We start from the raw sequence: 24,996 nt of genomic DNA, 5'->3' as shown, positions 1-24,996 counted from the left end.
CGGCCTGGCCGAACATGCCGCCATGCGCACTTCGCCTCCCGCCCCGTCCCACGCCGCAACGGCGCCTTCCCACGCCCGCGCCTGGAGCGCCGTGTTCGCGATGGCGGTGTGCACCTTCGCGCTGGTGGCGTCGGAGTTCATGCCGGTCAGCCTGCTCACGCCGCTGGCCACCGACCTCCAGGTGAGCGAAGGCATGGCCGGCCACGGCATCGCCATCTCCGGCGCCTTCGCGGTGGCGACCAGCCTGTCCCTGCCCCTGTGGGCCGGCGGCCTGGACCGCAAGCGGGTGCTGCTGGCCCTCACGGCCGCGATGGCCCTGTCGGGCGCCATCGTCGGCCTGGCGGCCAGCTACCCGGCCTACCTGCTGGGGCGGGCGCTGGTCGGCGTGGCCATCGGCGGCTTCTGGTCCCTGTCCGCGGCCACCACCATGCGGCTGGTGCCGGCGGCGCAGGTGCCGCGCGCACTGGCCATGCTCAATGGCGGCAATGCGCTGGCCACGGTGCTGGCTGCGCCGCTCGCCGCCTATCTCGGCACGCTGCTGGGCTGGCGCGGCGCCTTCCTGTGCCTGGTGCCGGTGGCCCTGATCGCCTTTGTCTGGCAGTGGCGTGCATTGCCCCCGATGCAGGCGCAGCGCCGGCCCCGGCGTGGCGGCGCACTGCAGGCCTTCGCACTGCTGCGGCGCCGCCATGTGGCCTGGGGCATGGCCGCCAGCAGCGTCTTCTTCATGGGCCAGTTCGCGCTGTTCACCTATGTGCGGCCGTTCCTGGAAACCGTCACGCAGTTGCAGGGGCCGGCCATCTCCGGGGTGCTGCTGGTCATGGGGCTGGCGGGGTTCGCGGGCACGCTGCTGGTGGGCCTGGCGCTCGCCCGCGGCTTCTACGGCACGCTCATCGCCATCCCCTTGGTGATGGCCGCGGTCGCCGTGGCGCTCGTCGCCGCCGGCGGCTGGACCGCCGCCGTGGTGGCCCTGCTGGGCCTGTGGGGCCTGGCCGGCACGGCGGCACCGGTGGGCTGGTGGGCCTGGATCGCGGCCAGTTTTCCCCATGAGGCCGAGGCCGAGGCTGGCGGCGGGCTGCTGGTGGCCGTGGTGCAGCTGGCCATTGCCCTGGGCTCCGCGCTGGGCGGCCTGCTGCTGGACCACAGCGGCCACGCCACGCTGTTCCTGGCCAGCGCGGCGCTGCTGCTGCTGGCCGCCGGGCTCACGCGGATGGCGGCGCGCACCGCCCCGGCACCGGCTGCGTAACCCCGCTGGCCGTACGGCCGGGCGGGCGCTGCGGCCGCAGTCGGTTAGGCTCGCGCTCCCACCATGCGGGCACGGAACGAAGCAGTGGCACGGCGCAATTTCAACGACCTTCTCGGATTTGTCACGGTGGCCCGCGAGGGCAGCTTCACCAAGGCTGCCGCGGTGCTGGGCGTCACCCAGTCGGCGCTGAGCCAGACCATCCGGGCACTCGAGGAGCGGCTGCAGATCCGGCTGCTGACGCGCACCACGCGCAGCGTCTCGCCCACGCTGGCCGGCGAACGCCTGATGAACGCCATCGGCCACCGCTTCGACGAGATCGAGGCCGAGCTCGACGCGCTCACCGACCTGCGCGACAAGCCCGCCGGCACGGTGCGCATCACCTGTGGCGACGGCGTGCTGCACAAGGTGCTGCTGCCCAAGCTGGCGCCGGTGCTGCAGGCCTACCCCGACATTGCGCTGGAATTCGACGTGAACTACGGCTTCCGCGACATCGTGGCCGACCGCTTCGACGCCGGCGTGCGCCTGGGCAGCACCATCGACAAGGACATGGTGGCCCTGCCGATCGGCCCGCCCATGCGCATGGCGGTGGCGGCCTCGCCCGCCTACTTCGCCGCGCATCCGGCACCGAAGACACCACAGGAGCTGACGCAGCACCGCTGCATCAACCAGCGCATGCCCACCTCCGGCGGGCTGTACGTCTGGGACTTCGCGCGCAAGGGCAAGCAGGTCAACGTGCGTGTGGACGGCCCGCTGATCTTCAACACCGTGGCGCCACAGGTGGACGCGGCGCTGCTGGGCCTGGGCATCGTGCTGCTGCCCGAGGACGAGATCGCCGACCAGCTGGCGCAGGGCGGCCTGCTGCGCGTGCTGGAAGACTGGTGCCCCGTGTTTGCGGGCTACCACCTGTACTACCCGAGCCGGCGCCAGCCCTCGCCGGCCTTCTCGCTGGTGCTGCAGGCCCTGCGGCTGCGCTGAGCGCGCCGCTCGGCCTTCCCGCTCGGCCTTCCCGCTCAGCCCGCCGGCTTGCCGGCCAGGTGCCGCGCCAGCGCGTCGCGCACCCGCTGGCCGCTGTCGGTGCCCACGCGCTCGGCGAGCAGCTGGCCGACCTCGCGCAACTGGCTGGCCGTCATGCCGATGTGGGTGGCGATGCGGATGTGGGCCAGCAGCTGCGGCTCCACGCCGGTGATCGCCGCCAGCATGCTGACCGTGGCCACCTCGCGGCTGTGCCAGTCCAGGTTGTCGCGCTCGAAAATGTCGCCGAACAGGTGCGTGCGCAGGTACTCGTTGGCCACCGGCGCGAAGTCGAACAGCGGGCCCTGCACCGGCGCGCCGGACAGCCGCGTCTGGTTCGCCGTGCCGGCGGCCAGCAACGCGTCGCCCTGGGGGATCGGCCTGCCGGGCGCACGGCCCGGCGCGTCCCGCAGGCCGCGCTGCTGGCGCGCATCGACCACCTGCATGAGCTCGGCCAGTGCGTTCAGGCTGCGCGGAAAGCCGGCGTAGGCGTACAGCTGCACCAGCACCTCGCGCGCCTCGCTGACCGTGAGGCCCGCATCGAGGCCCTGGTTCAGCGCCGCGTTCAGGCGCGGCATGTCGCCGGCGGCCGCCAACGCGGCGATCGGCACGATGGCCTGCTGCGCCACGCTCAATCGTTCGGATGTCGGTGGAATCGTCATGCTGTGGCTGGATGGGTTGCGGGTGCCAGCGGAGGTGGCGGAGGTGGCGGAGGTGGCGGAGGTGACGGCGCCGGCGGAGGTGGCGGACAGGGCCAGGCCGGCCGCCGCAGCGGCGCCCAGGGCCACCAGGCGGCGGCGCTCAGCGTGCGCTGTACTGTTCATCGCTGACCTTCTCCAGCCACTGCACGTTTTGGCCGTCCACCGTGCCCGTCACGGCCAGGTGGCTCATGGCGGTGGTGGGGGCGGCGCCATGCCAGTGCTTGACGCCGGGCGGGCACCAGACCGTATCGCCGGCGCGGAGCTCCTGCACCGGCTTGCCCCATTCCTGCGTGTAGCCCACGCCCGAGACCACCAGCAGGCGCTGGCCGGCCGGGTGCGTGTGCCAGGCCGAGCGCGCACCGGGCTCGAACGTGACCATGCCGCCGGACGCATTGATCTCGGCGCTGGCCGGCCAGAGCGGCTCCACGCGCACGCGGCCGGTGAAGAACTCGGCCGGACCGACGGCGGCGGCCTGGCTGCCGGCCCGCGCGATCTGCTGGGCGGCCGGGCCCTGTGCCTGGGCGGCACCCGCAGTCGCCAGGACGGCGACCATCGCCGCCGAGCAAAGTGGACAGCTGTTGACCATGTGTTGTTCCTTTCCGATGTGATGGATGGTGTGGTGCCGGCCGTCAGGCCAGCGTGCGCAACGGCAGGCTGCGCACGCGCTTGCCGGTGGCCGCGAAGATGGCGTTGCACAGGGCCGGCGCCACAGGCGGCACCGGCGGCTCGCCGACGCCGCCGGGCATGGCCTCGGGGTCGTCGTTGACCAGGTGGGTGCGGATCACGCGCGGCGACGCGTGGTGGCGCAGCACCTCGTAGTCGTGGAAGTTGCTCTGCACCACGCGCCCCTTCTCGAAGCGGATCTCGCTGGCCAGCGCGAGGCCCAGGCCCATGACGGCGCCGCCCTCCAGCTGCGCGCGGATGCGTTCGGGGTTGACCTGCGGGCCGCAGTCGATGGCCATGTCGACCTCCAGCACCTGGACGCTGCCGTCCTCGCCCACTTCCACCTCCACCACCGTGGCCGTGTAGCTCAGGAAGCTGTAGGCGAACGCCAGGCCCAGGCCACGGCGTGGCGGCAGCTTGCGGCCCCAGCGCGCGCTGCGCGTCGCCGCTTCGAGCACGGCCCGCATGCGGCCGGTGTCGATGGGATAGCGCTCGGGCGATTCGCCGTAGTTGAAGGCGTCGGCCAGGGTGCCGGGGTCGATGCGCCGCGGCGGGCCGATCAGGTCCAGGGCGTAGCGCAGCGGGTCTACGCCGGCCCGGTGCGCCAGTTCGTCGATGAAGCTCTGCGTGGCGAACACATGCGGGATGTTGGCGACCGAGCGGAACCAGCCGATGCGGGTGTGCGCCACGGCTTCGGCGCGCTCCACGCGCACATGCGGCACGGCGAAGGGCATGTTCACGGCCGACATGCCGGCCTCGAACGGCGCGGACACCTTGGCACCTGCACTGAACAGCGCCGCAATGGTCGGTGCCGCCGTGCGGTGCAGCCAGGCCTGCGGTCGGCCATCGGGCTGCAGCACGGCTTCGAGCCGGTCGACCGACACCGTGTGGTAGTAGCCGTGCCGGATGTCGTCCTCGCGCGTCCAGACCAGCTTGACCGGCGTGCCGGGCAGCGCCTTGGCCACCAGCACGGCCTCGGTCACGAAATCGGGCTTGGACTTGCGGCCGAAGCCGCCGCCCAGCAGCAGCACGTGCACCTGCACCTGCGCCGGCTGCAGGCCCAGCGCGGCTGCCGCACCGGCCTGCGCCGCGGCGGGGTTTTGCACCGAGGTCCAGACCTCGCAGCCGCCTGCGGTCACACGCGCGGTGGCCACCGGCGGCTCCATGGGCGCATGGGCCAGGTGGGGCACGTGGTACTGGGCTGCATGGCGGCGCCCTGCTGGCGCCTGCGCCAGCGCCTGCAGGGCGTCGCCGTCGTTGCGCACCGCGATGCCAGGAGCCTGCACGGCGGCTTCCAGGGTGCGCCGGTAAGCCGCGGAGTCATAGCCGGCATGGGGGCCGTCGTCCCAGTCGAGCACGAGCGCGGCGCGCCCCTGCATCGCAGCCCAGGTATTGCGCGCGACCACCGCCACGCCGCCCAGCGGCTGGAAGCCCGGCGCACCCTGCGGGCCGGGAATTTCCACGACCTGGAGCACGCCGGGCAGCTGCAGCGCCGCGGCGCTGTCCACCCGGCGCAGCCGGCCGCCGAGCACGGGCGGGCGCGCCACCACGGCGTAGACCATGCCGGGCTGGCGCGCGTCCATGCCGAACTGCGCCCGGCCACGGCCGATGTCGTCCAGGTCGCAAAGGCGCACCTCGCCCTTGCCCATGTAGCGCCATTGCGCCGGCGCCTTCAGGCGCAGCGCATCGCCGGCCGGCACCGGCAGGCGCATGGCCTCGGCGGCCAACGCGCCATAGCCCAGGCGCCGGCCGCTGGCCGGGTGCAGCACCTCGTGCTGCACGGCTTGCACCTCTTGCACCGGCACGCCCCAGCGCGCCGCCGCCGCGGCCTCCAGCATCTGGCGCGCGGCGGCGCCCACGCGGCGCATGGGCTGCCAGAAGTGGCGCACGCTGCGCGAGCCGTCCACGTTCTGGTTGCCGTAGCGCGCCTCGTCGGCGCCGGCCTGCACGATGGCCACGCGGTCCCAGCGCGCCTCCATCTCGTCGGCCACGACCATGGGCAGGCTGGTGCGCACGCCGGTGCCCATCTCGGCGCGGTGCGCGACGATGGTGACGGTGCCGTCGGCCGCGATGCGCACGAACACCAGCGGGCTGTCCACGGTGCCGCCGGGCATTGCGTCGGCCCCGTACTTGCGCAGCTGCGCCGTCTGGCCAGGGCCGGGCAGGCCCACGGCCAGCGTCAGGCTGCCGGCGGCGAAGTGCAGGAAGCCGCGGCGCTGCAGCGTCACAGCGCTCATGCCGCCTCCCCTGCCAGGCTGCGCGCGGCACGCCGGATCGCGGCGCGGATGCGCGGGTAGGTGCCGCAGCGGCAGATGTTGCCGCTCATGGCCTCGTCGATCTGCGCCTCGCTGGGCTGCGGCGCAGCCTTGAGCAGGGCCACCGCCGCCATGATCTGCCCGGCCTGGCAGTAGCCGCACTGGGCCACGTTCTCGGCCACCCAGGCCTGCTGCACCGTGCGGCCGATGCGGTCGCTCTCCATGTGCTCGATGGTCTGGATTCTGCGGCCTGCAAGCGACGAAGCCGGCGTCACGCAGGCGCGCGTGGGTTGCCCATCCACATGCACGGTGCAGGCGCCGCACAAGGCCAGGCCGCAGCCGAACTTGGTGCCGGTCATGCCGAGCTCGTCGCGCAGCACCCACAGCAAAGGGGTGTCGTCGGGGGTGGCGAGCGCGCGCGGCCGGCCGTTGATCTGCAAGGTGGTCATGGGGGGGCAAGGGCCTGTGGAAGGGAGCGGGAAAGTTAGCCGCCATGCCGCGGCATGACTAGCCGCCCGGGGCTGAATGCACCTATCGGTCCGGCTCATGAATGGCAGCCGGGGCCGGTGGATTGATCAGCTTGGCTGATGGGGGCCAGCAGGCCGGGCGCCTTGATCGCGGGGGCGCGCCTGCCTACAGTGCGCCATGCCATGCAACGCCCTGCCCTCATCCCTGCGGCCATCCCTCCGGCCATCCGCCGCCTGTGCACCGGCGCAGCGCTGGTGCTGCTGTCCGGCGCGGCCGGCGCCCAAGCCATGCCCCTGAAGATCCGCATCCTGGTCGGTGAACACACGCTGCACGCCACGCTGGAGGACAGTGCGGCGGCGCGCGACTTCGCCAGCCTGCTGCCGCTGTCGCTGGTGCTGGAGGACTACGCCGCCACCGAGAAGATCGCCATGCTGCCGCGCCGCCTCGATGTGTCGGCCGCGCCGCGTGCCTCCACGCCGCAGCCGGGCGATGTGAGCTACTACGCGCCATGGGGCAACCTGGCGCTGTTCCACAAGCCGTTCGAGCGGTCGCCAGGCCTGGTGCGGCTGGGCCGGATCGAGGGTGGCGTGGCGTGGCTGCGCCAGCCGGGCAAGCTGGCCGTGCGGCTGGAAGCCGTGCCCGCGGCAGTGCCGTAGGCGGCGCGCCTTCAGCGCGGGATGCGCGCGCGCACGAAGTCCACGAATCGCGCCAGCGCGGGCGACATGCCCCCGGCCGGCCACACCAGGCTGGTCTCGCAGACCGGCAGCACCGGCCGCTTGCGTCCCAGGGTCAGCTGCGCCGCCTCCCGGTAGACCACGCCGGCGCGGCGAAACTGCATCACGCTGGCCGGCACCCAGGCCAGGCCGTTGCCGCCCCAGACCAGGTTGACGATGGTCTGCATCTGGATCGCCTCCTGCGCCACCTGCGGCACCGCCCCCTGCGTGCGGTAGAGCTCGACCACCGCGTCGTGCAGCGACGGCAGGATGCGGCGCGGGAACAGCACCAGCGGCTCGGCCAGCACCGCGGCCAGCGGCAGGGGGTCGAGCCGCGCCAGCGCATGGCGCGCGCCCAGCGCCAGCACCAGCGGCTCCTGGCCCACGGCCAGCCGCTCCAGACCGGCCGGTGCCTGGCCCGGCGCGTGCAGCATGAGGCCGGCGTCGATGCTGCCACGCGCGAAGGCGTCGAGCTGCACGTCGCCTGTCGCCTCCACCAGCTCCAGCGCCACGCCCGGGCTCTGCGCGTGGAAGTCGCGTACCCACAGCGGCAGCTGCGCGAAGCCCACGGTGGAGACGAAGGCCAGCCGCACGCGCCCCTGTTCGCCCGCCGCCGCGGCACGCGCGCGCGCTGGCAGGGCATCGGCGCGCGCCAGCAGTTCATGCACCTCGGGCAGCAGCGCCGCGCCGGCCGGCGTCAGCGCCACATGGCGGCGCGTGCGTTCGAAGAGCAGCACCGCCAGGCCGCGCTCCAGCTGGGCGATGGCCTGGGTCAGCGGCGGTTGCGTCATGTGCAGGCGCTTGGCGGCGCGGCCGAAGTGCAGCTCCTCGGCCAGCACGGCGAACTGGCGCCACACGCGCAGGTCGGGAGAGGCGTTTTTCATATGCCGAGCATATCAATCCGCGCTGCAAAAGCGATTGGAAGCAATCAGCCTTCATTGGCATACTGCGCTCCGTTCCCCACCGCGACACCGCACCAGAGAGAGACGCCCCACCATGGAAACCAAGACCATCCAGATCAACCGCCGTTCGGCCAACATCACCGAAGGCAAATCGCGCGCGCCCAACCGCTCCATGTTCTACGCCATGGGCTATGAGGAGGGCGACTTCAAGAAACCCATGGTCGGCGTGGCCAACGGCCACAGCACCATCACGCCGTGCAACAGCGGCCTGCAGAAGCTGGCCGACGCGGCGATCGCCGGCATCGAGGAAGCGGGCGGCAACGCCCAGGTGTTCGGCACGCCCACCATCTCGGACGGCATGGCCATGGGCACGGAGGGCATGAAGTACTCGCTCGTCAGCCGCGAAGTCATCAGCGACTGCATCGAGACCTGCGTGGGCGGCCAGTGGATGGACGGCGTGCTGGTGGTCGGCGGCTGCGACAAGAACATGCCGGGCGGCATGATGGGCATGCTGCGTGCCAACGTGCCCGCCATCTATGTCTACGGCGGCACCATCCTGCCGGGCCGCTACAAGGGCCAGGACCTGAACATCGTCAGCGTGTTCGAGGCCGTGGGCCAGAACGCCGCCGGCAACATGAGCGACGAAGACCTGAAGGAAATCGAGAAGCGCGCCATCCCCGGCACCGGCTCGTGCGGCGGGATGTACACGGCCAACACCATGTCCAGCGCATTCGAGGCTCTGGGCATGAGCCTGCCCTATTCGTCCACCATGGCCAACCCGCACGACGAGAAAGAGAACTCGGCCAAGGAATCGGCCAAGGTGCTGATCGAGGCCATCAAGAAGGACCTGAAGCCGCGCGACATCGTGACCAAGAAGGCCATCGAGAACGCCGTGGCCGTGATCATGGCCACCGGCGGCTCGACCAACGCGGTGCTGCACTTCCTGGCCATCGCCCACACGGCCGGCGTGGAATGGACGATCGACGACTTCGAGCGCATGCGCAAGAAGGTGCCTGTGATCTGCGACCTGAAGCCCAGCGGCAAGTACCTGGCGGTGGACCTGCACCAGGCCGGCGGCATCCCGCAGGTCATGAAGGTGCTGCTCGATGCGGGCCTGCTGCATGGCGACTGCATGACCATCACCGGCAAGACGATTGCAGAGACCTTAGCCGACGTGCCTGCGCTGCGCGCCGACCAGGACGTGATCCGCCCGATCGACAAGCCCATGTACGACGAAGGCCACCTGGCCATCCTGAAGGGCAACCTGTCGCCCGAAGGCGCCGTCGCCAAGATCACGGGCCTGAAGAACCCCGTCATCACCGGCCCGGCGCGCGTGTTCGACGACGAGCAGTCGGCCCTCAAGGCCATCCTGGACGGCAAGATCGTGGCCGGCGACGTGATGGTGCTGCGCTACCTGGGCCCCAAGGGCGGCCCCGGCATGCCCGAGATGCTGGCGCCCACGGGTGCGCTGATCGGTGCCGGCCTGGGCGAAAGCGTGGGCCTGATCACCGACGGCCGCTTCTCCGGCGGCACCTGGGGCATGGTGGTCGGCCACGTGGCGCCCGAGGCCGCGGCCGGCGGCACCATCGCCTTCGTGCAGGAGGGTGACTCCATCACCATCGACGCGCACAAGCTGGTGCTGGAACTGAACGTGCCCGAGGCCGAGATCGCCAAGCGCCGCGAAGGCTGGACGGCGCCCAAGCCGCGCTACACGCGCGGCGTGCAGGCCAAGTTCGCGTTCAACGCGAGCACGGCCAGCAAGGGCGCCGTGCTCGACGACTACTGATCCGGCCGGGCGGCCTCAGCGCCGCTTTCTGGAATGGAGCCCCAGCGCGTCGCGCTGGCGGTCGATGCGGGCGGCCTTGCGTGCCGCATCGCGTTCCATGGCCTTGCGCTTGGTGTAGCCCGAGGCATCCGCCCAGGCCCACCACAGGATCGCCAGGACGAACGGCGCCAGCACCACCCACCAGGGCCAGCCGGCGACGGACCCCCACCCTGCCCACTTGAGCAGCAGCAGCACCAGGCCCAGACCCAGCAGATACATGGCAACCTCCTCGAGCGTGTTGTGTCCGGAGCCAGGGAACCCTGCTCTCTAGAATGGGTCGAAAGACTGTACCCCAACCCCCACGAGGAAGAACGATGAAACGAGTGTTGCTGAGCGCCATCCTGCTGGCTGGCGGCGTACTGGCTCTGCCGAGCTGGGCGGACGAGGCGCTGGCCAAGTCCAAGAACTGCATGGCCTGCCACTCCGTCGACAAGAAGCTGGTCGGCCCGGCCTACAAGGACATTGCCGCCAAGTACAAGGGCGACGGCACGGCCGTCGACAAACTGGCCACCAAGATCCAGAAGGGCGGCTCGGGCGTCTGGGGCCCGGTGCCCATGCCCGCCAACCCGCAGGTCAACGAGGCCGACGCCAAGAAGCTGGCGACCTGGGTGCTGGGCCTGAGCTAACCGCCCCCAGCCCGACGACCAGCCCGCTGCACAGCGGGCTTTTTTGCGGCAGTCCGGCGGGGTGGCGCCTGCCTACACTGCGGCCATGTCGAGAGCCGCCCGCCTGCTGCAACTGCTGGAACTCCTGCGCGCCCAACGCCGCCCGCTGCCCGGACCACAACTCGCGGCGCAGGCCGGCATCAGCCTGCGCACGCTGTACCGGGACATCGCCACCCTGCGCGAACAAGGCGCGCGCATCGAAGGCGACCCGGGCGTGGGCTATGTGCTGCGGCCCGGCTTCACGCTGCCGCCGCTGATGTTCAGCGAGGAGGAGCTGGAGGCCCTGGTGCTGGGCGCGCGCTGGGTCGCCAGCCAGTCCGCCGATCCGGTGCTGGCGCGCGCCGCCCAGGGGGTGATGAACCGCATCGGCGCCACGCTGCCCGAGGCGCTGCGCATGGCGGTGGAGACCAGCGGCCTCTTCGTTCCGCCCAGGTCCGGCCCGTGCCCCACCGCACCCTGGCTGCCGGCGCTGCGCCAGGCCGTGCGGGCCGAACACGCCGTGTGGCTGGAGTACCTGGACGAGGCGGGGCAGACCACCCGCCGGCGCGTGTGGCCGTTCGCCGTGGCCTTCTTCGACCAGGCACGGCTGATGGCGGCCTGGTGCGAGCTGCGGCAGGACTTCCGGCACTTCCGCGCCGACCGTGTGCTGGATTTGACCGACACGGGCGAGCGCTATCCCGAGCGGCGCCACCTGCTGATCCGCCGCTGGAGCGTCCACATGGGCCACGCACGCCACGCGCGCACTGCTGACAGAAGCTGACATCCGCCCCCCTGACACTGGGGCCGCACTCTCTCCTGCAACACGACGAAAGGACCCGCACCATGAGCGCTGCACTGACCTTCTATACCAACCCCATGTCGCGCGCCCGTGTGGCGCGCTGGATGCTCGAAGAGACCGGCCTGCCCTACCAGACCGAGATCCTGGAGTACGGCACCAGCATGAAGGCCCCCGCCTACCGCGCCATCAACCCGATGGGCAAGGTGCCGGCGATCCGCCACGGCGACACCGTCGTGACCGAGAACGCCGCCATCTGCATGTACCTGGCCGACCTGGTGCCCGAGAAGAAGCTGGCGCCGCCCGTGGGCAGCGCGGCGCGCGGTTCCTACTACCGTTGGATCAGCTTCATGGGGCCACTGGAGCAGCTGATGGTGGCCAAGTCCACCGGCGGCAAGCTGCCCGATCCGGGCATGGCCGGTTTCGGCACCGAGGAAGACCTGGTGCAGACGCTGGCCGGCGCCGTGGAGGGCCGCGACCACCTGGCAGGCGACAGCTTCACGGCAGCAGACCTGCTGGTCTCGGCCTACATCGGCTGGTATTTGCAGTTCCAGCTGCTCCCGGCCTTGCCCGCGTTCACGCGCTTCGTCGAACTGCACCGCAACCGCCCGGCGGCGGCGCGTGCGAACGAACTGGACGGGCCGATCCCCGAGCGCGCCTGATTCAGTAAGCCTGGCCCAACTGCTCAAGGATGGCCGGATTCTGCCGGCACATCACATCGCCTTCGGCGATATGAGTGCCGTCAAACCCCGCAAGCGCCACGCGCTCGCGCCTACGGCGCGACTGGATCAATTGGCTTGCGCCAATTGATCCAGTATTGCGGGGTTTTCCAAGGTCGACGTGTCCTGCGTGATCGCCTCGCCCTTGGCAATCGAGCGCAGCAGGCGCCGCATGATCTTGCCGCTGCGCGTCTTGGGCAGGTTGTCGCCGAAGCGGATGTCCTTGGGCTTGGCGATGGGGCCGATCTCCTTGGCCACCCAGGCGCGCAGCTCGGCGGCAATCGCCTTGGCCTCCTCGCCCGTGGGCCGTGAACGCTTGAGCACCACGAAGGCGCAGACGGCCTCGCCCGTCACATCGTCGGGCCGGCCGACCACTGCCGCCTCGGCCACCAGGTCGGTCTTGGAGACCAGGGCGGATTCAATCTCCATCGTGCCCAGGCGGTGGCCCGAGACGTTCAGCACGTCGTCGATGCGGCCGGTGATGCGGAAGTAGCCGCGGTCGACCGAGCGCACCGCGCCATCGCCGGCCAGGTAGATGGTGCCGCCCATCTCTTCGGGGAAATAGGCCTTCTTGAAGCGCTCGGGGTCGTTCCAGATGGTGCGGATCATCGAGGGCCAGGGCCGCTTGATGACCAGCATGCCGCCCGCGCCGTTCGGAATGTCCTTGCCGGTCTCGTCGACGATGGCGGCCACGATGCCCGGCAGCGGCAGCGTGCACGAGCCCGGCACCAGCGGCGTGGCGCCCGGCAGCGGCGTGATCACGTGGCCGCCGGTCTCGGTCTGCCAGAAGGTGTCGACAATGGGGCAGCGCTCGCCGCCCACATTGCGGTGGTACCACATCCAGGCTTCGGGGTTGATCGGCTCGCCGACCGAACCCAGGATGCGCAGGCTCTGCAGGTTCCAGTTCTTCGGGTGCACCTTCTCGTCGGTGTCGGCCGCCTTGATCAGCGAGCGGATCGCCGTGGGCGCCGTGTAGAAGATCGACACCTGGTGCTTCTCGATCATCTGCCAGAAGCGGCCCGCGTGCGGGAAGGTCGGCACGCCCTCGAACACCAGCTGCGTGGCACCGGCCGCCAGCGGCCCGTAGGCCACGTAGCTGTGCCCGGTGATCCAGCCGATGTCGGCCGTGCACCAGAACACATCGTCCGGCCGCAGGTCGAAGGTCCAGTCCATCGTGAGCTTGGCCCACAGCAGGTAGCCGCCGCTGGCGTGCTGCACGCCCTTGGGCTTGCCGGTGGAGCCCGAGGTGTAGAGGATGAACAGCGGGTGCTCGGCATCCACGGGCACCGGTGCGCAGTCGGTGCTTTGCCCGGCCAGCGCCTCGGCGAAGGTCTTGTCGCGCCCGGCCACCTTGTTCCAGGCCGTGGGCGTGCGCTCGTAGACCAGCACGGTCTTCAGGGTGTCGCAGCCGCCCAGCGCCAGCGCGTCGTCGACGATGGCCTTGAGCGGCAGCTCCTTGCCGCCGCGCAGCTGGTAGTTGGCCGTGACCACGGCCACCGCGCCCGCATCGATGATGCGCTCCTGCAGCGCCTTGGCCGAGAAGCCGCCGAACACCACCGAGTGCGTGGCGCCGATGCGCGCGCAGGCCTGCATCGCCACGATGCCTTCGACGCCCATGGGCATGTAGACCACCACGCGGTCGCCCTTGGCGATGCCCTGGGCCTTGAGCGCGTTGGCGAACTGCGCCACCCGGGCCAGCAGTTCGCGGTAGCTGACCCGCGTCACCGTGCCGTCGTCCGCCTCGAACACGATGGCCGTCTTGCCCTCCACGGGCGTGCCCATGTGCCGGTCCAGGCAGTTGGCCGAGACGTTGAGCTGCCCGTCGTCGAACCAGCGGTAGAACGGGGCGTTGGATTCGTCGAGCACGCGCGTGAAGGGCCTGGTCCAGGCCAGGTTCTCGCGCGCCAGCCGGGCCCAGAAGGCCTGCGGGTCGCGCTCCGCCTCGTCGCACAGCGCCTGGTAGGCGGCCATGCCGGCGATGCGCGCGCCCTGCACGGCGGCGGCGGGCGGGTTGAACACGCGGTTCTCGACCAGCACGGATTCGATGGCAGACGACGCGGGCGAAGTGCTCATGGTTTGTCTCCTGGTGGCACGCGGAACAATGCAGGGAATGTGGGGCTTGGCACATACAGGCGACCGCCACAGGCGGCCGATGCCCAGCCCCCCTATCTTCGCCCAACCGACCGGTGCTCTGGTCTGGAACTGGGATTCAGGCAGCCGCCCGACCGATCCGCACGTGCTGCGCAAGCGCAGCATGTGGGGCGTCACCCTGGTACAGGGCGGCGTCGTGCCTTGCAGCCCTGCGGCTTCGGACGCCGTGCGCAAAGCCCGGAAACAGGTCATGCCGCCGTCGACATAGAGCGAGGTTCCGGTCACGTAGTCGGATGCGTCCGATGCCAGCCACACCCCGGCCTGGGCGATGTCGCTCGGCTCGCCGACGCGCTGGTAGGGAACGAGCTTCATCAGTTCCGCACAGGCCTGCGGCGTCTCCCATGCTTCGGCATTGATCGGCGTGCGGATGGCGCCGGGGGCGATGGCGTTGACGCGGATGCGCATCGGTGCAAGTTCCTGGGCCAGGCTCTTCATCAGCATCAGCACGATCCGCACGCGCTGGCTGAAGACGGTCGAGGAGGTCTACGCGCGCGAGGCCAAGCTGGTCGAGAAGTACGCCTTGCGGCCGACGCCCGACGCGGCGTCGACCGGCGGCGGTGGTGGGGAGTATCCGCTGCAGGACGCCTTCGGCTGGACCAATGGCGTGGTGCGCCAGTGGCTGGTCGAACCGGGTGCGGGCGTGGCCGGCTGATCCGCCCGTCCGTGGGTGCGCCGGGCACCTTATAAGATGCCGGCCATGCCGTCCTTCCCCCCTCGCCCGGCCACGGCGGATGCCGCCTTCGGCCGTCCCGAACGTGGCTTGCGGCTGCAGATGTACACGGTGATCTTCGAGGCCGACACCCGCGCCGGCCGCCTGTTCGATCTGGCCCTCATCGCACTGATCCTGGCCAGCGTGGCGGTGGTGCTCATGGACAGCATGGCATCGCTGCACGCCCGCCACGCCGGCCTGTTCCGCGCGCTGGAGTGGATCTTCACAGCCGCCTTCACGGCCGAATACGTGGCCCGGCTCGCCTGCGTGCGGCGGCCGCTGCGGTACGCGCGCAGCGCCTTCGGCATCATCGACCTGCTGGCGCTGCTGCCCACCTACCTGGCGATCCTCGTCCCCGGCCTGTACGCGCTCATCGACGTGCGCGTGCTGCGCCTGCTGCGCATCTTCCGGATCCTCAAGCTCACCGAGTACGTGGCCGAATACGGTGCGCTGGGGCAGGCGCTGGCCGCCTCGCGGCGCAAGATCATGGTGTTCATGTCCTTCGTCATGCTCGTGGTGGTGGTCATGGGCACGCTGATGTATGTGGCCGAAGGCCCAGCCCATGGCTTCACCAGCATCCCTGTCGGCATCTACTGGGCCATCACCACCATGACCACCGTCGGCTTCGGTGACATCACGCCGCAGACCGACCTCGGCCGTGTCATCGCCTCCGTCATGATGCTGCTGGGCTGGGGCACGCTTGCCGTGCCGACCGGCATCGTCAGCGCAGAGTTCACGTTGCAGCGGCACCAGCATGCGCCCACCACACGCACCTGCCACGAGTGCCTGAGCGAAGGCCACGCCCCCGCCGCGCGCTTTTGCAGCGACTGCGGCGCGCCGTTGCCCGTCTGGCGCCATGAGGTGTCCGACAGCGCCTGACGGAGCGGCTGCCGCCAGGGCGCCACCACGCGCCCGCGCCCCCGGATCAACGCGCGCTGCCCACCGCCGCGCCGACCACGCGGCCGATGCTGAGCCCCTGCACCATGATGGAAAAGACCACCACGCAGTAGGTCAGCGCCAGAATCACTTCGCGCTGCGGGCCGGGCGGCAGCGACAGCGCCAGCGCGACCGAGATGCCGCCCCGCAAGCCACCCCAGACCAACACCAGGTGGGAGCCCGGGGGCAGCTTGAACAGGCCGCCCGCAGCGCCCACTGGCAAGCCCACCGTGAGCGTCCGGGCAGCCAGGGCGACCACGATGGCGGCGGCACAGCCCATGAGGATCGGGCCGGTGAATTCGATCAGCAGCACTTCCAGGCCGATGAGCACGAACAGGACGGCGTTGAGGATCTCGTCGACCAGTTCCCAGAACATGTCGATGTAGCGCCGCGTCTGGTCCGACATGGCGAGGGCGCGCCCGCCATTGCCGATCATCAGTCCGCAGACCACCATGGCCAGCGGCCCGGAGACATGCAGATGGCTGGCCAACGCATAGCCCCCGACCACCGCCGCCAGCGTGAGCAGCACCTCGACCTGGTACTGGTCGATGCTGCGGATCAAGCGGAACGTCACGTAGCCGAGCACCAGCCCGAACGCGATGCCGCCGCCCGCCTCGCGCAGCAACAGGACGCCAGCGCCCTGCGCCGAAGGCACGGTCCCGCTCGCCAGCAGGCCCAGCAGCAAGGCGAACAGCACCACGCCCACGCCGTCGTTGAACAGGGACTCGCCGGCAATCACGAGTTCGAGGTTCTTCGGTGCGCCCGCGGAGCGCAGGATGCCCATGACCGCGATCGGGTCCGTCGGCGAGATCAGGGCGCCGAACAGCAGGCAATGGAGCAGGGACAGCTCGACACCGGCCAGCGGCAGCACCGCCCACATGCTGAAGCCGACGACGATGGTCGACAACACGGTGCCCAGCAGCGCCAGCACAGCCACCTGCCATCGGTACCGCCGCAGCGCGCGCAGGTCGACATGCAGCGCCCCGGCGAACAGCAGGAACGACAACATGCCCTGCATCAGCAAATCGGAGAAATCGATGGCGCGCAGGAACGACTCCTCGTATTGCCGCAGGCCGTAGTCGATGTCCAGCGCGTCCAGGCCCAGCATGCACAGCGAGATCCCCAGCGCAATGGCCATCACACCGATGGTGGTGGGCAGCCGGACGAAACGGTGGTTCAGGTAGGCGAGGACTGCCGTGACGACGAGGCAGATCGCGGCGATGTCCAGAACGGTCGGCGCTCCCGAACTACGGCACGCCCGCATCCGCGGCGTCGGCGATGCCCACTGCACCGATCGTGCCGAGGGCGCCGTGGTCCAGCGTGCGATGCAAGGTCGCGAAGCGCCGGCCCACATCCGCCAGGTCGGCCGCATTGCCGATGTCGCGCTGCGCATCCGCCCAGACCAGCTCGGCATGGCGCACGAGTTCCTGGCGCCGCGACTGGCTGCCTTCGCAGGCGATCACCACCGTCAGCACGTCTAGCAAGCGCACCATGAGGGCGGCGCTGCCCGCGGCGTTCTGCCGGACCATGTGGAACATGGCGTCCACCAGGCTGCGGTAGCTCACGGTCGGCACGACCAGCGCGACCGCGCCGTCGCGCAGGGTGACCCCGCTGGGCAGTTGGCGGCCGGCCAGGTCGCACAGCGCGACGCCAAGGCGGTCCAGCACGCTCATCGCAGTATGCGGGTCGTTGATCCCCGGCGACAGGGCCCGCACCGCAACCTCCACCAGCTGGCGCACGGCGTAGTCCACTTCGCCGCGGCTGCCGCGGGTGGGCCCCAGCGCAGTGGCATCGCGGATGGCCTGCTCGGCACCTGGCACCTGGACCGACATCACGGCGATGGGCGCGCCGGGAAACACGAAGTCTCCCCTGCGCACGAGCAGGCGCAGCGCGGTGCCGTGGCGATGCGCCCAGTCGGCCAGACCCGCCTCGTCGAGCTGCTGGAGGTAGCCGCGCCGCGCATCGACGACGGTCGTCGCGCCCGACCAGTGGCTGGCAGGCGGTGGCGCGGCCTGGGCCTTCTCGGTCACCACGCTGTCCATGGCAGCCTGGACATCGCCGCTCACCAGCTCGACCACCGTGTCGACGTTGATCCGGTTGGCCATGTGGCCGACGAAATAGACCAGCGTGGCCACGCAGGCGAACGCCAGCACGATGCCGAAGCTCAGGGCGAGATGCGGCGTGAACGGCCCCTCCTCCTGCGTCCTGACGCTGCGCAGCACCATCAGCGCGTAGGAAAAGGTGCCGAGATAGGCGCCCAGCGTGACCTGCACTCCGCGGTCGCGCGTGAAGTTGCGCAGCAGCCTCGGGCCCATCTGCCCCGCCGCCAGCGACAGCGCGGCGATGGTGATGGAGAACACCGTGCCCGCCACGCCGATGGTCGACGACGCGATGGCCCCCAGCAGGGTGCGCGCACCGGTGCCGCCGCCGTTGTAGAACCAGGGGCTGGTGGTCAGCCAATCGGGCAGGTGGCCGCCACGGTCGACCCCCAGAAGCGCAATGGCGAGCACGATGCCGCCGAACACCATGGCACCCGGTACGAGCCAGAAGGTCTCTGCGAGCTGGTTGGCGAATCTGCGGAGTCGGGCGGTCATGGTGCAGCTGCATCTCCACGGTGGCTCGCAAGCCTAGGGCCAGGCGGGTGCAGGCGCTGTCAGGCGATCCCGCATGCGCCGACAGGACGGCACGCTGCACGCCTGGCGCAGGCATCCAGGGCATGCTGCACCGCAGCACCGGGGCTCTACAATCCAGCGCCCTCACCACCGACCACGTCCATGTCCGACCCCCTGCAGCCTGCCAAGACCTCCCCGATGCGCCCGCTGCCCAAGCTGATCTTCGCCAGCCGGTGGCTGCAGTTGCCGCTGTACCTGGGCCTGATCGTGGCGCAGGCGGTCTACGTGGTGCACTTCCTGGTCGAGCTCACGCACCTGGTCGAGGCCGCGTTCGGCAGCCAAACGGCGCTGCAGGCCCTCATCAACAGCATCGGCTACAAGACCGAGGCCCCCATCACCACCCTCAACGAGACCGTGATCATGCTGGTGGTGCTGGCGCTGATCGACGTGGTCATGATCTCCAACCTGCTGATCATGGTCATCGTGGGCGGCTACGAGACCTTCGTCAGCCGCATGAACCTGGAAGGCCACGAGGACCAGCCCGAGTGGCTGAGCCACGTGAACGCCTCGGTGCTCAAGGTCAAGCTGGCCATGTCCATCATCGGCATCAGCTCCATCCACCTGCTCAAGACCTTCATCAACGCCGACAACTACAGCGAGAAGGTGCTCATTGCGCAGACCGTGATCCACGTGGCCTTCCTGCTGTCGGCCATGGCGATTGCCTACACCGACAAGCTGATGTCGTCGACGGCCAACGGCAAGCACTGAGCATCGGGCCCAGGGCCGCCCGGCGCCCGCCTGCGTTAACGGAAAGCTAAAACCCGCTGGGCATACTGCGGGCCATGCATCTGCTGCTGGTAGAGGACGACCCCATGCTGGCGGAGGCCATCCTGGATGGCGCGCGCCAGATCGCCTGGGCCATGGACCATGTGGGCGACGCCACGGCCGCGCGCCTGGCGCTGGCAGACCACGCCTATGCCGCCGTGCTGCTGGACATCGGCCTGCCGGGCGACTCGGGCCTGACGGTGCTCAAGGCGCTGCGGGGCCGCTACGACCCCACGCCCGTACTCATGCTGACGGCCCGCGGCCAGCTCAGCGAGCGCATCCAGGGCCTGGATGCCGGGGCCGACGACTACCTGGTCAAGCCGTTCCAGTTCGACGAGCTGTGGGCGCGCGTGCGCGCCGTGGTCCGGCGCAGCGAGGGGCGCGTGGTCCCGGTGTTCCAGCACGGCAGCGTGCGGCTGGACCGCAGCAAGCGCGTCGTCACGCGCGACGGCGTGGGCGTGCCCTTGAGCGCGCACGAGTACCGCACCCTGCTGGCGCTGCTGGAGCGGCCGGGGCACGTGCTCACGCGCGACCACCTCCAGGACGTGGTGTACGGCACGGCCAGCACGGTGGAGAGCAACACCATCGCCGTCTTCATCCACCAGCTGCGCCGCAAGCTGGGCGAGGGCTTCATCACCACCGTGCACGGGCGCGGCTACATGGTCGGGGAGCCCGACGCATGAAGTCGCTGCAGGGCCGGCTGTTGCTGGTGGTGGGCATCACCATCTTCCTGTGCTGGGCGGGCGCACTGACAGCGCTGGCGATGTACCTGTCGCACAGCAACAGCAGCGTCTGGGACGACAAGCTGCGGGCGATCGCCACCCGGATGCTGATCACCATCCCCACCAAGGCGACGCTGCCCAAGCAAGAAACGCCGGCCCTGCAGCTGCGCGGCAACGGGCGGGCCGACAGCGAGACGCTGGCCTTCCAGGTGTGGCTGGACCAATCGCGCCTGCTGGTGCGCACCCCGCAAGCGCCGGCCACGCCGTTCAAGGCCGACTTCGCCGACGGCTTCGCCAGCCCCGACGTCGGGGGCCAGCGCTGGCGCGTGTATTCCGTGTCCGACAGCACGGGCAAGGTGCATGTGCAGGTCGGCAACCTGCACAGCGTGATCGATGCCCAGCTGCGCCACAGCGCCTTCGTTGCGCTGGCCCTGGCCACGCTGCTGCTGGCGCTGGTGGGTGCCGGCATCTGGTGGGCCGTGCGCCGCGCGCTGGCGCCGGTGGTCGCGTTGCAGGCCAGCTTGCGGCGTCGGCACCACTTCGACCTCACCCCCTTGCCCGCGGCGCCGCTGCCTACCGAACTGCATCCGCTGGTCGATGCGTTCAACCATGTGCTGCAGCAGCTCGACCAGGCGGTCGAGGGCGAGCGCCGCTTCATCGGCGACGCCGCGCACGAGCTGCGCACCCCGCTGGCGGCCCTGCAGGCGCAGGCCCAGGTGGCGCTGCAGGCGCGTTCCAGCGCCGACAAGGACGCCGCGCTGGTCAAGCTGCTGGCCGTGGCCCAGCGCAGCACACGTTTGTCGGAACAGCTGCTGGACCTGGCCAGGCTCGACGCCGGCCAGCACGCCGCGCACCAGTCGCAGGCCGACCTCAGCGAACTGGTGCTGCACGTGGTCCGCGAGTTCGACGTGCAGGCGCAGCAGCAGCAGCGCAGCATCGTGCTGGCAACCGCGTCCTGCAGCATCGACTGCAACGTGGACGAGATCGGCATCCTGCTGCGCAACCTGCTCGACAACGCGCTGCGCTACACGGGCCCCGGCGGCCGCGTGCGCATCCACTGCGCGCAGCTGGCAGTGCAGGGCCGCGAACAGGTGCTGCTGGAGGTGGCGGACGACGGGCCGGGCGTGCCGCCCGACGAACACCAGGCCATCTTCCAGCGCTTCCACCGGGTGGCGGGCAACCGTGCGCGCGGCAGCGGCATCGGCCTGTCGCTGGTGGCCGGCATCGCGCAGCTGCACGGCGCCCGCATCGAGACCGGCCCCGGGCTGGACGGCCGCGGCTTCGGCGTGCGCGTGCTGTTCCCGGTGGCGGCTGCGGGCGCGCCCGGCGACGCACCGGGCGCGCCGGCTGCGGCTCACTCCACGCCGCCCATCACGCCGGCCATCACCCCGGCGATGACGCCGGCCTGCCAGTCGAACCAGGGGTTGTAGGTCAGCCGCGCGTGCACCTTGCCGCTCTCGCGGTAGCCCCACTCGGAGTACCACACGGGATCGCCCGCCAGGCAGCGCGCCCGTTCGATGTGGCCCTGGCCGTTCCAGCAGATGCGCTGCGTGCCCTGCACCCCATACAGCGGGTTGCCCGGCGCGAACAGCACGCCCATGTGCGAGAACTGGCTGATGCGCTGCTCGGCCAGCCGGTCCGTGCGCACCAGCACGCGCGCGGGCCTGGCCTGCGGTGCCAGCGTGCCGTAGTAGATCAGCCGGCTGCCCGGGTGCGTGAAGCGCGTGTCGAACGTCTGCAGGGCATGCTGCACGTCGACCACCGAATCGTGCTCGGCCAGCACCAGCACGGCCGGCTTGTCGAACTGCGCGCGTGCGAGCTGCTTGCGCACGGCCACGCTGCTGCGGTAGTACTGCGCGAAGGCGTTGGTGGGCACGTTCTGGTAGCGCAGCGCCGACTGCTGGGGCGCGTCGGCGGAGGGCGGGCGCACCCAGGTCGTCACACGGGCCAGCCAGGGCAGCAGCCAGTCGCCGGACACGCCCGACTTCAGCGCCGGCGAGAACAGCAGCAGGCCCTGCACGTGGTCGTGCTCCAGTGCGTACTCGAGCGCCAGGTTGGCGCCGGTGGAAAAGCCGCCCAGGTACACCTGCGGCACGTCGCGCGCCAGGATGGCGGCCTGCTCGCTCAGCACGCGCCGCCAGTCGTCCAGGTTCACGCCCACCAGGTCGGCCGGCCGGGTGCCGTGGCCCGGCAGCAGGGCCGTGCGCACCAGGTAGCCCTGGGCCGCCAGCGCCTGCCCGATGTCGGTGAACGACCACGGCGAATCGCCCAGGCCGTGCACCAGCAGCACACCACGCGTGGCCGGGCCGGTGGGGCGCCACTCGCGCGGGGCGTTCCAGTCCAGTTCGTCGGCCGTGCTGCCGGTCTGGAAGTCGCGCTGCCGGGCGATCCAGTCGCGGGTCTCGCGCGCGTAGGCGGCGAAGCTGGGCTGGCCCGTGGGCGCCATCGCGGCCGGCGCGCGGGGGCCTGCGCAGCCCGCCGCCATCACCGCGGCCGCCAGCGCAGCCAGCGCGGCCACCGCTGGCCGCCTGCGGTGCGCGGCCATCAGAAGCGGTACAGGTAGCCGACGCGCACACCCGCCGTGCCGGAGCGGTCGACCAGCGGGCTGTCCTGGATCGCGTCACCCAGGCGTGTCGCGCTCACGTCCAGGAACACGCTCTGCCGGGGCGCCAGCGCGTAGTCCACGCGCACGCCCAACTCCACGTTCACCGCCGCATCGCCGCGGTGGAATGCACGGCCGACGCGGGCCTCGCCGGCCTGCACGCCGTAGTAGTAGTCGACGTACTTGTCGTCCATCCAGTGGCCGGCGATGCGCGGCGTGAAGCCGAAGTCGCCGCGCTGGATGCGCCGCTCCATCTGCAGCCTGAACTGCGCACCCTTGCTGTGGCCCGACGCGTCGCCCAGCAGCTCGGCAGACAGGGTGCCGAAGCCCGCGCGCCAGGTGGCGCTGCCGCCCAGCCACAGGCTGTCCTTGCGCTCCGCCATGCCGGCCAGGAATGGCGAGTCGCCGGCGTCGTAGCCATCGAAGGCATAGCGCGCGCGCAGGCTGAACGCGACCGGGCCGTATGCCGGCAGCTTGAGGTCGGCACGCGTGCCCAGCAGGCTGACATGGCGGTTTTCGAACATCAGCAGCGGCAATGCGCGCGCCTTGTCGTCGAAGTCGCGGTAGGGCTTGCGCTCGTAGCCTAGGCCGACGCCCAGGCCCCACTGCGAGGCCGAGCCGCTGTCGGTCCCGCCGCTGCCTGCGGTCTGCGCCGCGGCGCTGCCCAGGCCGGCGACGGCCAACGCGCAAGCCGCCAGCGCGGCGCGCAGCCGAGGGGTCGGCAGGGAGAAAGACAGGGAGGTGGAATGGTGCATGCGTGGTCCTCAGGTTGGCGAAGTGGCGGTGCGCGGTCAACTGGGGCGGCTGCTGTCCGCATGCCATGGCCGTGTTCTGCCCGATGGTGCAGGCAAGCGATTAATCGCCGTTTAGCCCTGTTAAGAATTTCTTGGACCGCACGGCGGCGCGTGCCCTGGCCGGGAATCTGTCATGCCTTGACATTCCTTAGATCGAAAAGTTACAATGCGCCCCGTTCAAACAGTCAACACGATATGTTGACGGTCTGAGCGCTACTCGCGGAGCCACATGCCTCCCGTCGCGGCGCCAGACATCCCCTGCCGGGTTCGCCCGGCAACCGGCTGGTTCTCCAGCCAACCGACGCCGCGTCGCATCGCTCCGTTCAGCCCCTTCGACCAGGCCCGCTGACCGGCTCCGCCTTGCGTGACGGGCGCTGGCTGCGTCGTTGCTTCGTCGTCTTCAGTGCCTGCCGTGCGGTGGCGGATCGCGGCCGTCTGCGCACTCGCTTCAGACGGCCATTGCCAAGCCCCAACCAGGAGGCCCGCCGCAATGGCAAAAGACATCCAGATCGAACACGTCTTCAAGGTGTTCGGCGACGACCCCGACGCTGCCCTCGCGCTCGTGCGCCAAGGCCGCAGCAAGCAGGAGATCCTGGCCGAGACCGGCCAATCCATCGGCGTCTTCGACGCGCACTTCGACATCCAGGCCGGCGAGATCTTCGTGATCATGGGCCTCTCGGGCTCCGGCAAGTCCACGCTCGTGCGGCTGCTCAACCGCCTGATCGAGCCCAGCGCCGGGCGCGTCGTGGTCGATGGCGAAGACATCTTCGAACACAGCGGCCGCCAGCTGCGCGCGCTGCGCCGCAAGGACATCAGCATGGTGTTCCAGTCCTTCGCGCTGATGCCGCACATGACCGTGCGCGACAACACCGCCTTCGGCCTGGAACTGGCCGGCACCGACAAGGCCGCGCGCCTGGCCCAGGCCGACGCCGCGCTGGCCCAGGTGGGCCTGGCGGGCTGGGGCGACAGCTACCCCGACGAACTCTCGGGCGGCATGCAGCAGCGCGTCGGCCTGGCGCGCGCGCTGGCGTCCGACCCGTCCATCCTGCTCATGGACGAGGCCTTCTCGGCGCTGGACCCGATCATCCGCACCGACATGCAGAGCGAGTTGCTGCGCCTGCAGCAGGTCAAGCGCCGCACCATCGTCTTCATCTCGCACGACCTGGACGAGGCCATGCGCATCGGCGACCGCATCGCCATCATGAAGGACGGCCAGGTGGTGCAGGTCGGCACGCCCGAGGAGATCCTGCGCAACCCGGCCGACGACTACGTGCGCAACTTCGTGCGCGGTGTGGACGCGGCCAAGGTCTTCAAGGCCGGCGACATCGCGCGGCGCAGCCAGGTCGTGGTGTCCGAGAACCCCACGCGTGGCGCCCGCCCGGCCCTCAAGCTGCTGGAAGACCAGGACCGCGAGTTCGCCTACGTGGTCGACCCGCAGCAGCGCTTTTTGGGCATGGTCTCGGCCGACTCGCTGCGCACCGCGCTCAAGGACCACCAAGGCACGCTGGGCCTGCAGCGCGCCTTCCTGCCGGGCGTGCAGACGGTGGCCGCCATCCACCCCGTGAACGAGCTGTTCGGCCAGGTGGCGCAATCGCCGTGGCCGCTGCCCGTGGTCGACGACGAGGGCCGCTACATCGGCGCGATCAGCAAGACCACGCTGCTGCGCTTCATGGACAAGAACAGCGATTGACCCCATCGCGGAGGA

The 24,996-nt window shown here is 70.6% G+C and carries 24 protein-coding genes and 1 pseudogene; 13 read left to right on the top strand and 12 right to left on the bottom strand.

The window, feature by feature from the left end:
• Positions 1 to 22: 22 nt before the first annotated feature.
• Both DES41_RS27040 and DES41_RS27035 read left to right on the top strand, forming a co-directional pair.
• Entirely contained in the window at positions 23 to 1,243 is a 1,221-nt protein-coding gene (locus DES41_RS27040; protein ID WP_245965882.1) for an MFS transporter, read from the top strand.
• 84 nt (positions 1,244 to 1,327) lie between these two features.
• Positions 1,328 to 2,218: a LysR family transcriptional regulator gene (locus DES41_RS27035; RefSeq protein WP_114470704.1), complete on the top strand. Its 891-nt coding sequence runs from the start codon at positions 1,328 to 1,330 to the stop codon at positions 2,216 to 2,218.
• A gap of 35 nt (positions 2,219 to 2,253) precedes the next feature.
• Here DES41_RS27035 and DES41_RS27030 read toward each other — a convergent pair whose 3' ends face one another.
• The 4 genes from DES41_RS27030 to DES41_RS27010 all read right to left on the bottom strand — a co-directional run bounded on the left by DES41_RS27030 (position 2,254) and on the right by DES41_RS27010 (position 6,322).
• Complete coding sequence (locus tag DES41_RS27030; RefSeq protein WP_114470793.1) at positions 2,254 to 2,916, bottom strand: carboxymuconolactone decarboxylase family protein; 663 nt, start codon at positions 2,914 to 2,916, stop codon at positions 2,254 to 2,256.
• 139 nt (positions 2,917 to 3,055) lie between these two features.
• Complete coding sequence (locus tag DES41_RS27020; RefSeq protein ID WP_114470703.1) at positions 3,056 to 3,541, bottom strand: (R)-mandelonitrile lyase; 486 nt, start codon at positions 3,539 to 3,541, stop codon at positions 3,056 to 3,058.
• A gap of 43 nt (positions 3,542 to 3,584) precedes the next feature.
• Entirely contained in the window at positions 3,585 to 5,855 is a 2,271-nt protein-coding gene (locus DES41_RS27015) for a xanthine dehydrogenase family protein molybdopterin-binding subunit (protein ID WP_114470702.1), read from the bottom strand.
• Positions 5,852 to 6,322, bottom strand: coding sequence for a (2Fe-2S)-binding protein (locus tag DES41_RS27010; protein ID WP_114470701.1), 471 nt, complete (start codon positions 6,320 to 6,322; stop codon positions 5,852 to 5,854). The genes DES41_RS27015 and DES41_RS27010 overlap by 4 nt, the downstream gene beginning before the upstream one ends.
• Positions 6,323 to 6,523: 201 nt before the next feature.
• Here DES41_RS27010 and DES41_RS27005 point away from each other — a divergent pair, with 201 nt between their 5' ends.
• The gene (locus DES41_RS27005; protein ID WP_245965881.1) at positions 6,524 to 6,997 is read left to right on the top strand and encodes a cyclophilin-like fold protein; all 474 of its coding nucleotides are present in this window, start codon (positions 6,524 to 6,526) and stop codon (positions 6,995 to 6,997) included.
• Positions 6,998 to 7,008: 11 nt separating this feature from the next.
• Here DES41_RS27005 and DES41_RS27000 read toward each other — a convergent pair whose 3' ends face one another.
• A complete protein-coding gene (locus tag DES41_RS27000) occupies positions 7,009 to 7,938 on the bottom strand; it encodes a LysR family transcriptional regulator (RefSeq protein ID WP_114470700.1) in 930 nt (309 codons plus the stop codon).
• A 112-nt stretch (positions 7,939 to 8,050) separates the two neighbouring features.
• On the opposite strand from DES41_RS27000, the gene ilvD reads away from it, so the two are divergent.
• Positions 8,051 to 9,742: a dihydroxy-acid dehydratase gene (gene ilvD / locus DES41_RS26995; protein WP_114470699.1), complete on the top strand. Its 1,692-nt coding sequence runs from the start codon at positions 8,051 to 8,053 to the stop codon at positions 9,740 to 9,742.
• Positions 9,743 to 9,757: 15 nt separating this feature from the next.
• Here ilvD and DES41_RS26990 read toward each other — a convergent pair whose 3' ends face one another.
• Positions 9,758 to 10,000 carry a TIGR04438 family Trp-rich protein gene (locus tag DES41_RS26990; protein WP_114470698.1) on the bottom strand — a complete coding sequence of 81 codons (243 nt, stop codon included), beginning with the start codon at positions 9,998 to 10,000 and terminating at the stop codon, positions 9,758 to 9,760.
• A 95-nt stretch (positions 10,001 to 10,095) separates the two neighbouring features.
• Between DES41_RS26990 and DES41_RS26985 the strand changes: the two genes are divergently transcribed.
• The 3 genes from DES41_RS26985 to DES41_RS26975 all read left to right on the top strand — a co-directional run bounded on the left by DES41_RS26985 (position 10,096) and on the right by DES41_RS26975 (position 11,883).
• Positions 10,096 to 10,407, top strand: coding sequence for a c-type cytochrome (locus DES41_RS26985; RefSeq protein WP_114470697.1), 312 nt, complete (start codon positions 10,096 to 10,098; stop codon positions 10,405 to 10,407).
• Positions 10,408 to 10,492: 85 nt separating this feature from the next.
• The gene (locus tag DES41_RS26980) at positions 10,493 to 11,206 is read left to right on the top strand and encodes a helix-turn-helix transcriptional regulator (RefSeq protein ID WP_114470696.1); all 714 of its coding nucleotides are present in this window, start codon (positions 10,493 to 10,495) and stop codon (positions 11,204 to 11,206) included.
• A gap of 62 nt (positions 11,207 to 11,268) precedes the next feature.
• Positions 11,269 to 11,883, top strand: a complete 615-nt coding sequence (locus DES41_RS26975; RefSeq protein WP_114470695.1) for a glutathione S-transferase family protein — start codon at positions 11,269 to 11,271, stop codon at positions 11,881 to 11,883.
• 126 nt (positions 11,884 to 12,009) lie between these two features.
• On the opposite strand, the gene acs is transcribed toward DES41_RS26975, so the two are convergent.
• Together acs and DES41_RS39910 are read right to left on the bottom strand one after the other, a co-directional pair.
• A complete protein-coding gene (gene acs, locus DES41_RS26970) occupies positions 12,010 to 14,013 on the bottom strand; it encodes an acetate--CoA ligase (RefSeq protein WP_170168303.1) in 2,004 nt (667 codons plus the stop codon).
• Between the two features lie 324 nt (positions 14,014 to 14,337).
• Positions 14,338 to 14,496, bottom strand: a pseudogene (locus tag DES41_RS39910) (SDR family oxidoreductase); the annotation flags it as partial.
• Between DES41_RS39910 and DES41_RS26965 the strand changes: the two are divergent.
• Together DES41_RS26965 and DES41_RS26960 are read left to right on the top strand one after the other, a co-directional pair.
• Positions 14,489 to 14,743: a trehalase family glycosidase gene (locus tag DES41_RS26965; protein ID WP_425466398.1), complete on the top strand. Its 255-nt coding sequence runs from the start codon at positions 14,489 to 14,491 to the stop codon at positions 14,741 to 14,743. The pseudogene DES41_RS39910 and the gene DES41_RS26965 overlap by 8 nt on opposite strands.
• A gap of 45 nt (positions 14,744 to 14,788) precedes the next feature.
• Positions 14,789 to 15,679, top strand: coding sequence for an ion transporter (locus DES41_RS26960; RefSeq protein ID WP_114470791.1), 891 nt, complete (start codon positions 14,789 to 14,791; stop codon positions 15,677 to 15,679).
• Between the two features lie 46 nt (positions 15,680 to 15,725).
• Here DES41_RS26960 and DES41_RS26955 read toward each other — a convergent pair whose 3' ends face one another.
• Both DES41_RS26955 and DES41_RS26950 read right to left on the bottom strand, forming a co-directional pair.
• Positions 15,726 to 17,000, bottom strand: a complete 1,275-nt coding sequence (locus DES41_RS26955) for a cation:proton antiporter (RefSeq protein ID WP_114470692.1) — start codon at positions 16,998 to 17,000, stop codon at positions 15,726 to 15,728.
• Positions 16,984 to 18,330 (bottom strand): DUF2254 domain-containing protein, encoded by a 1,347-nt coding sequence (locus tag DES41_RS26950; RefSeq protein WP_114470691.1) that lies wholly within the window; start codon positions 18,328 to 18,330, stop codon positions 16,984 to 16,986. Before DES41_RS26950 ends, DES41_RS26955 begins: the two co-directional genes overlap by 17 nt.
• 180 nt (positions 18,331 to 18,510) lie before the next feature.
• Here DES41_RS26950 and DES41_RS26945 point away from each other — a divergent pair, with 180 nt between their 5' ends.
• The 3 genes from DES41_RS26945 to DES41_RS26935 all read left to right on the top strand — a co-directional run bounded on the left by DES41_RS26945 (position 18,511) and on the right by DES41_RS26935 (position 21,325).
• Positions 18,511 to 19,116 carry a TIGR00645 family protein gene (locus tag DES41_RS26945; protein ID WP_114470690.1) on the top strand — a complete coding sequence of 202 codons (606 nt, stop codon included), beginning with the start codon at positions 18,511 to 18,513 and terminating at the stop codon, positions 19,114 to 19,116.
• Between the two features lie 74 nt (positions 19,117 to 19,190).
• Positions 19,191 to 19,856, top strand: a complete 666-nt coding sequence (locus tag DES41_RS26940; RefSeq protein ID WP_114470689.1) for a response regulator transcription factor — start codon at positions 19,191 to 19,193, stop codon at positions 19,854 to 19,856.
• Complete coding sequence (locus DES41_RS26935) at positions 19,853 to 21,325, top strand: ATP-binding protein (protein ID WP_114470688.1); 1,473 nt, start codon at positions 19,853 to 19,855, stop codon at positions 21,323 to 21,325. The genes DES41_RS26940 and DES41_RS26935 overlap by 4 nt, the downstream gene beginning before the upstream one ends.
• Here the strand turns inward: DES41_RS26935 and DES41_RS26930 are convergent.
• Positions 21,250 to 22,440: an alpha/beta hydrolase gene (locus tag DES41_RS26930; RefSeq protein ID WP_114470687.1), complete on the bottom strand. Its 1,191-nt coding sequence runs from the start codon at positions 22,438 to 22,440 to the stop codon at positions 21,250 to 21,252. The genes DES41_RS26935 and DES41_RS26930 overlap by 76 nt on opposite strands.
• The gene (locus tag DES41_RS26925) at positions 22,440 to 23,252 is read right to left on the bottom strand and encodes a MipA/OmpV family protein (RefSeq protein ID WP_114470686.1); all 813 of its coding nucleotides are present in this window, start codon (positions 23,250 to 23,252) and stop codon (positions 22,440 to 22,442) included. The genes DES41_RS26930 and DES41_RS26925 overlap by 1 nt, the downstream gene beginning before the upstream one ends.
• Before the next feature lie 529 nt (positions 23,253 to 23,781).
• Here DES41_RS26925 and proV point away from each other — a divergent pair.
• The gene (gene proV, locus DES41_RS26920) at positions 23,782 to 24,981 is read left to right on the top strand and encodes a glycine betaine/L-proline ABC transporter ATP-binding protein ProV (RefSeq protein ID WP_114470685.1); all 1,200 of its coding nucleotides are present in this window, start codon (positions 23,782 to 23,784) and stop codon (positions 24,979 to 24,981) included.
• Positions 24,982 to 24,996 lie beyond the last annotated feature (15 nt).

The organism is Pseudorhodoferax soli (assembly GCF_003337555.1).
In the GTDB taxonomy this organism is placed as follows: domain Bacteria; phylum Pseudomonadota; class Gammaproteobacteria; order Burkholderiales; family Burkholderiaceae_C; genus Pseudorhodoferax; species Pseudorhodoferax soli.
Note: the sequence above shows the minus strand (reverse complement) of the source record. Positions and strands in the feature narration are given on the sequence as shown.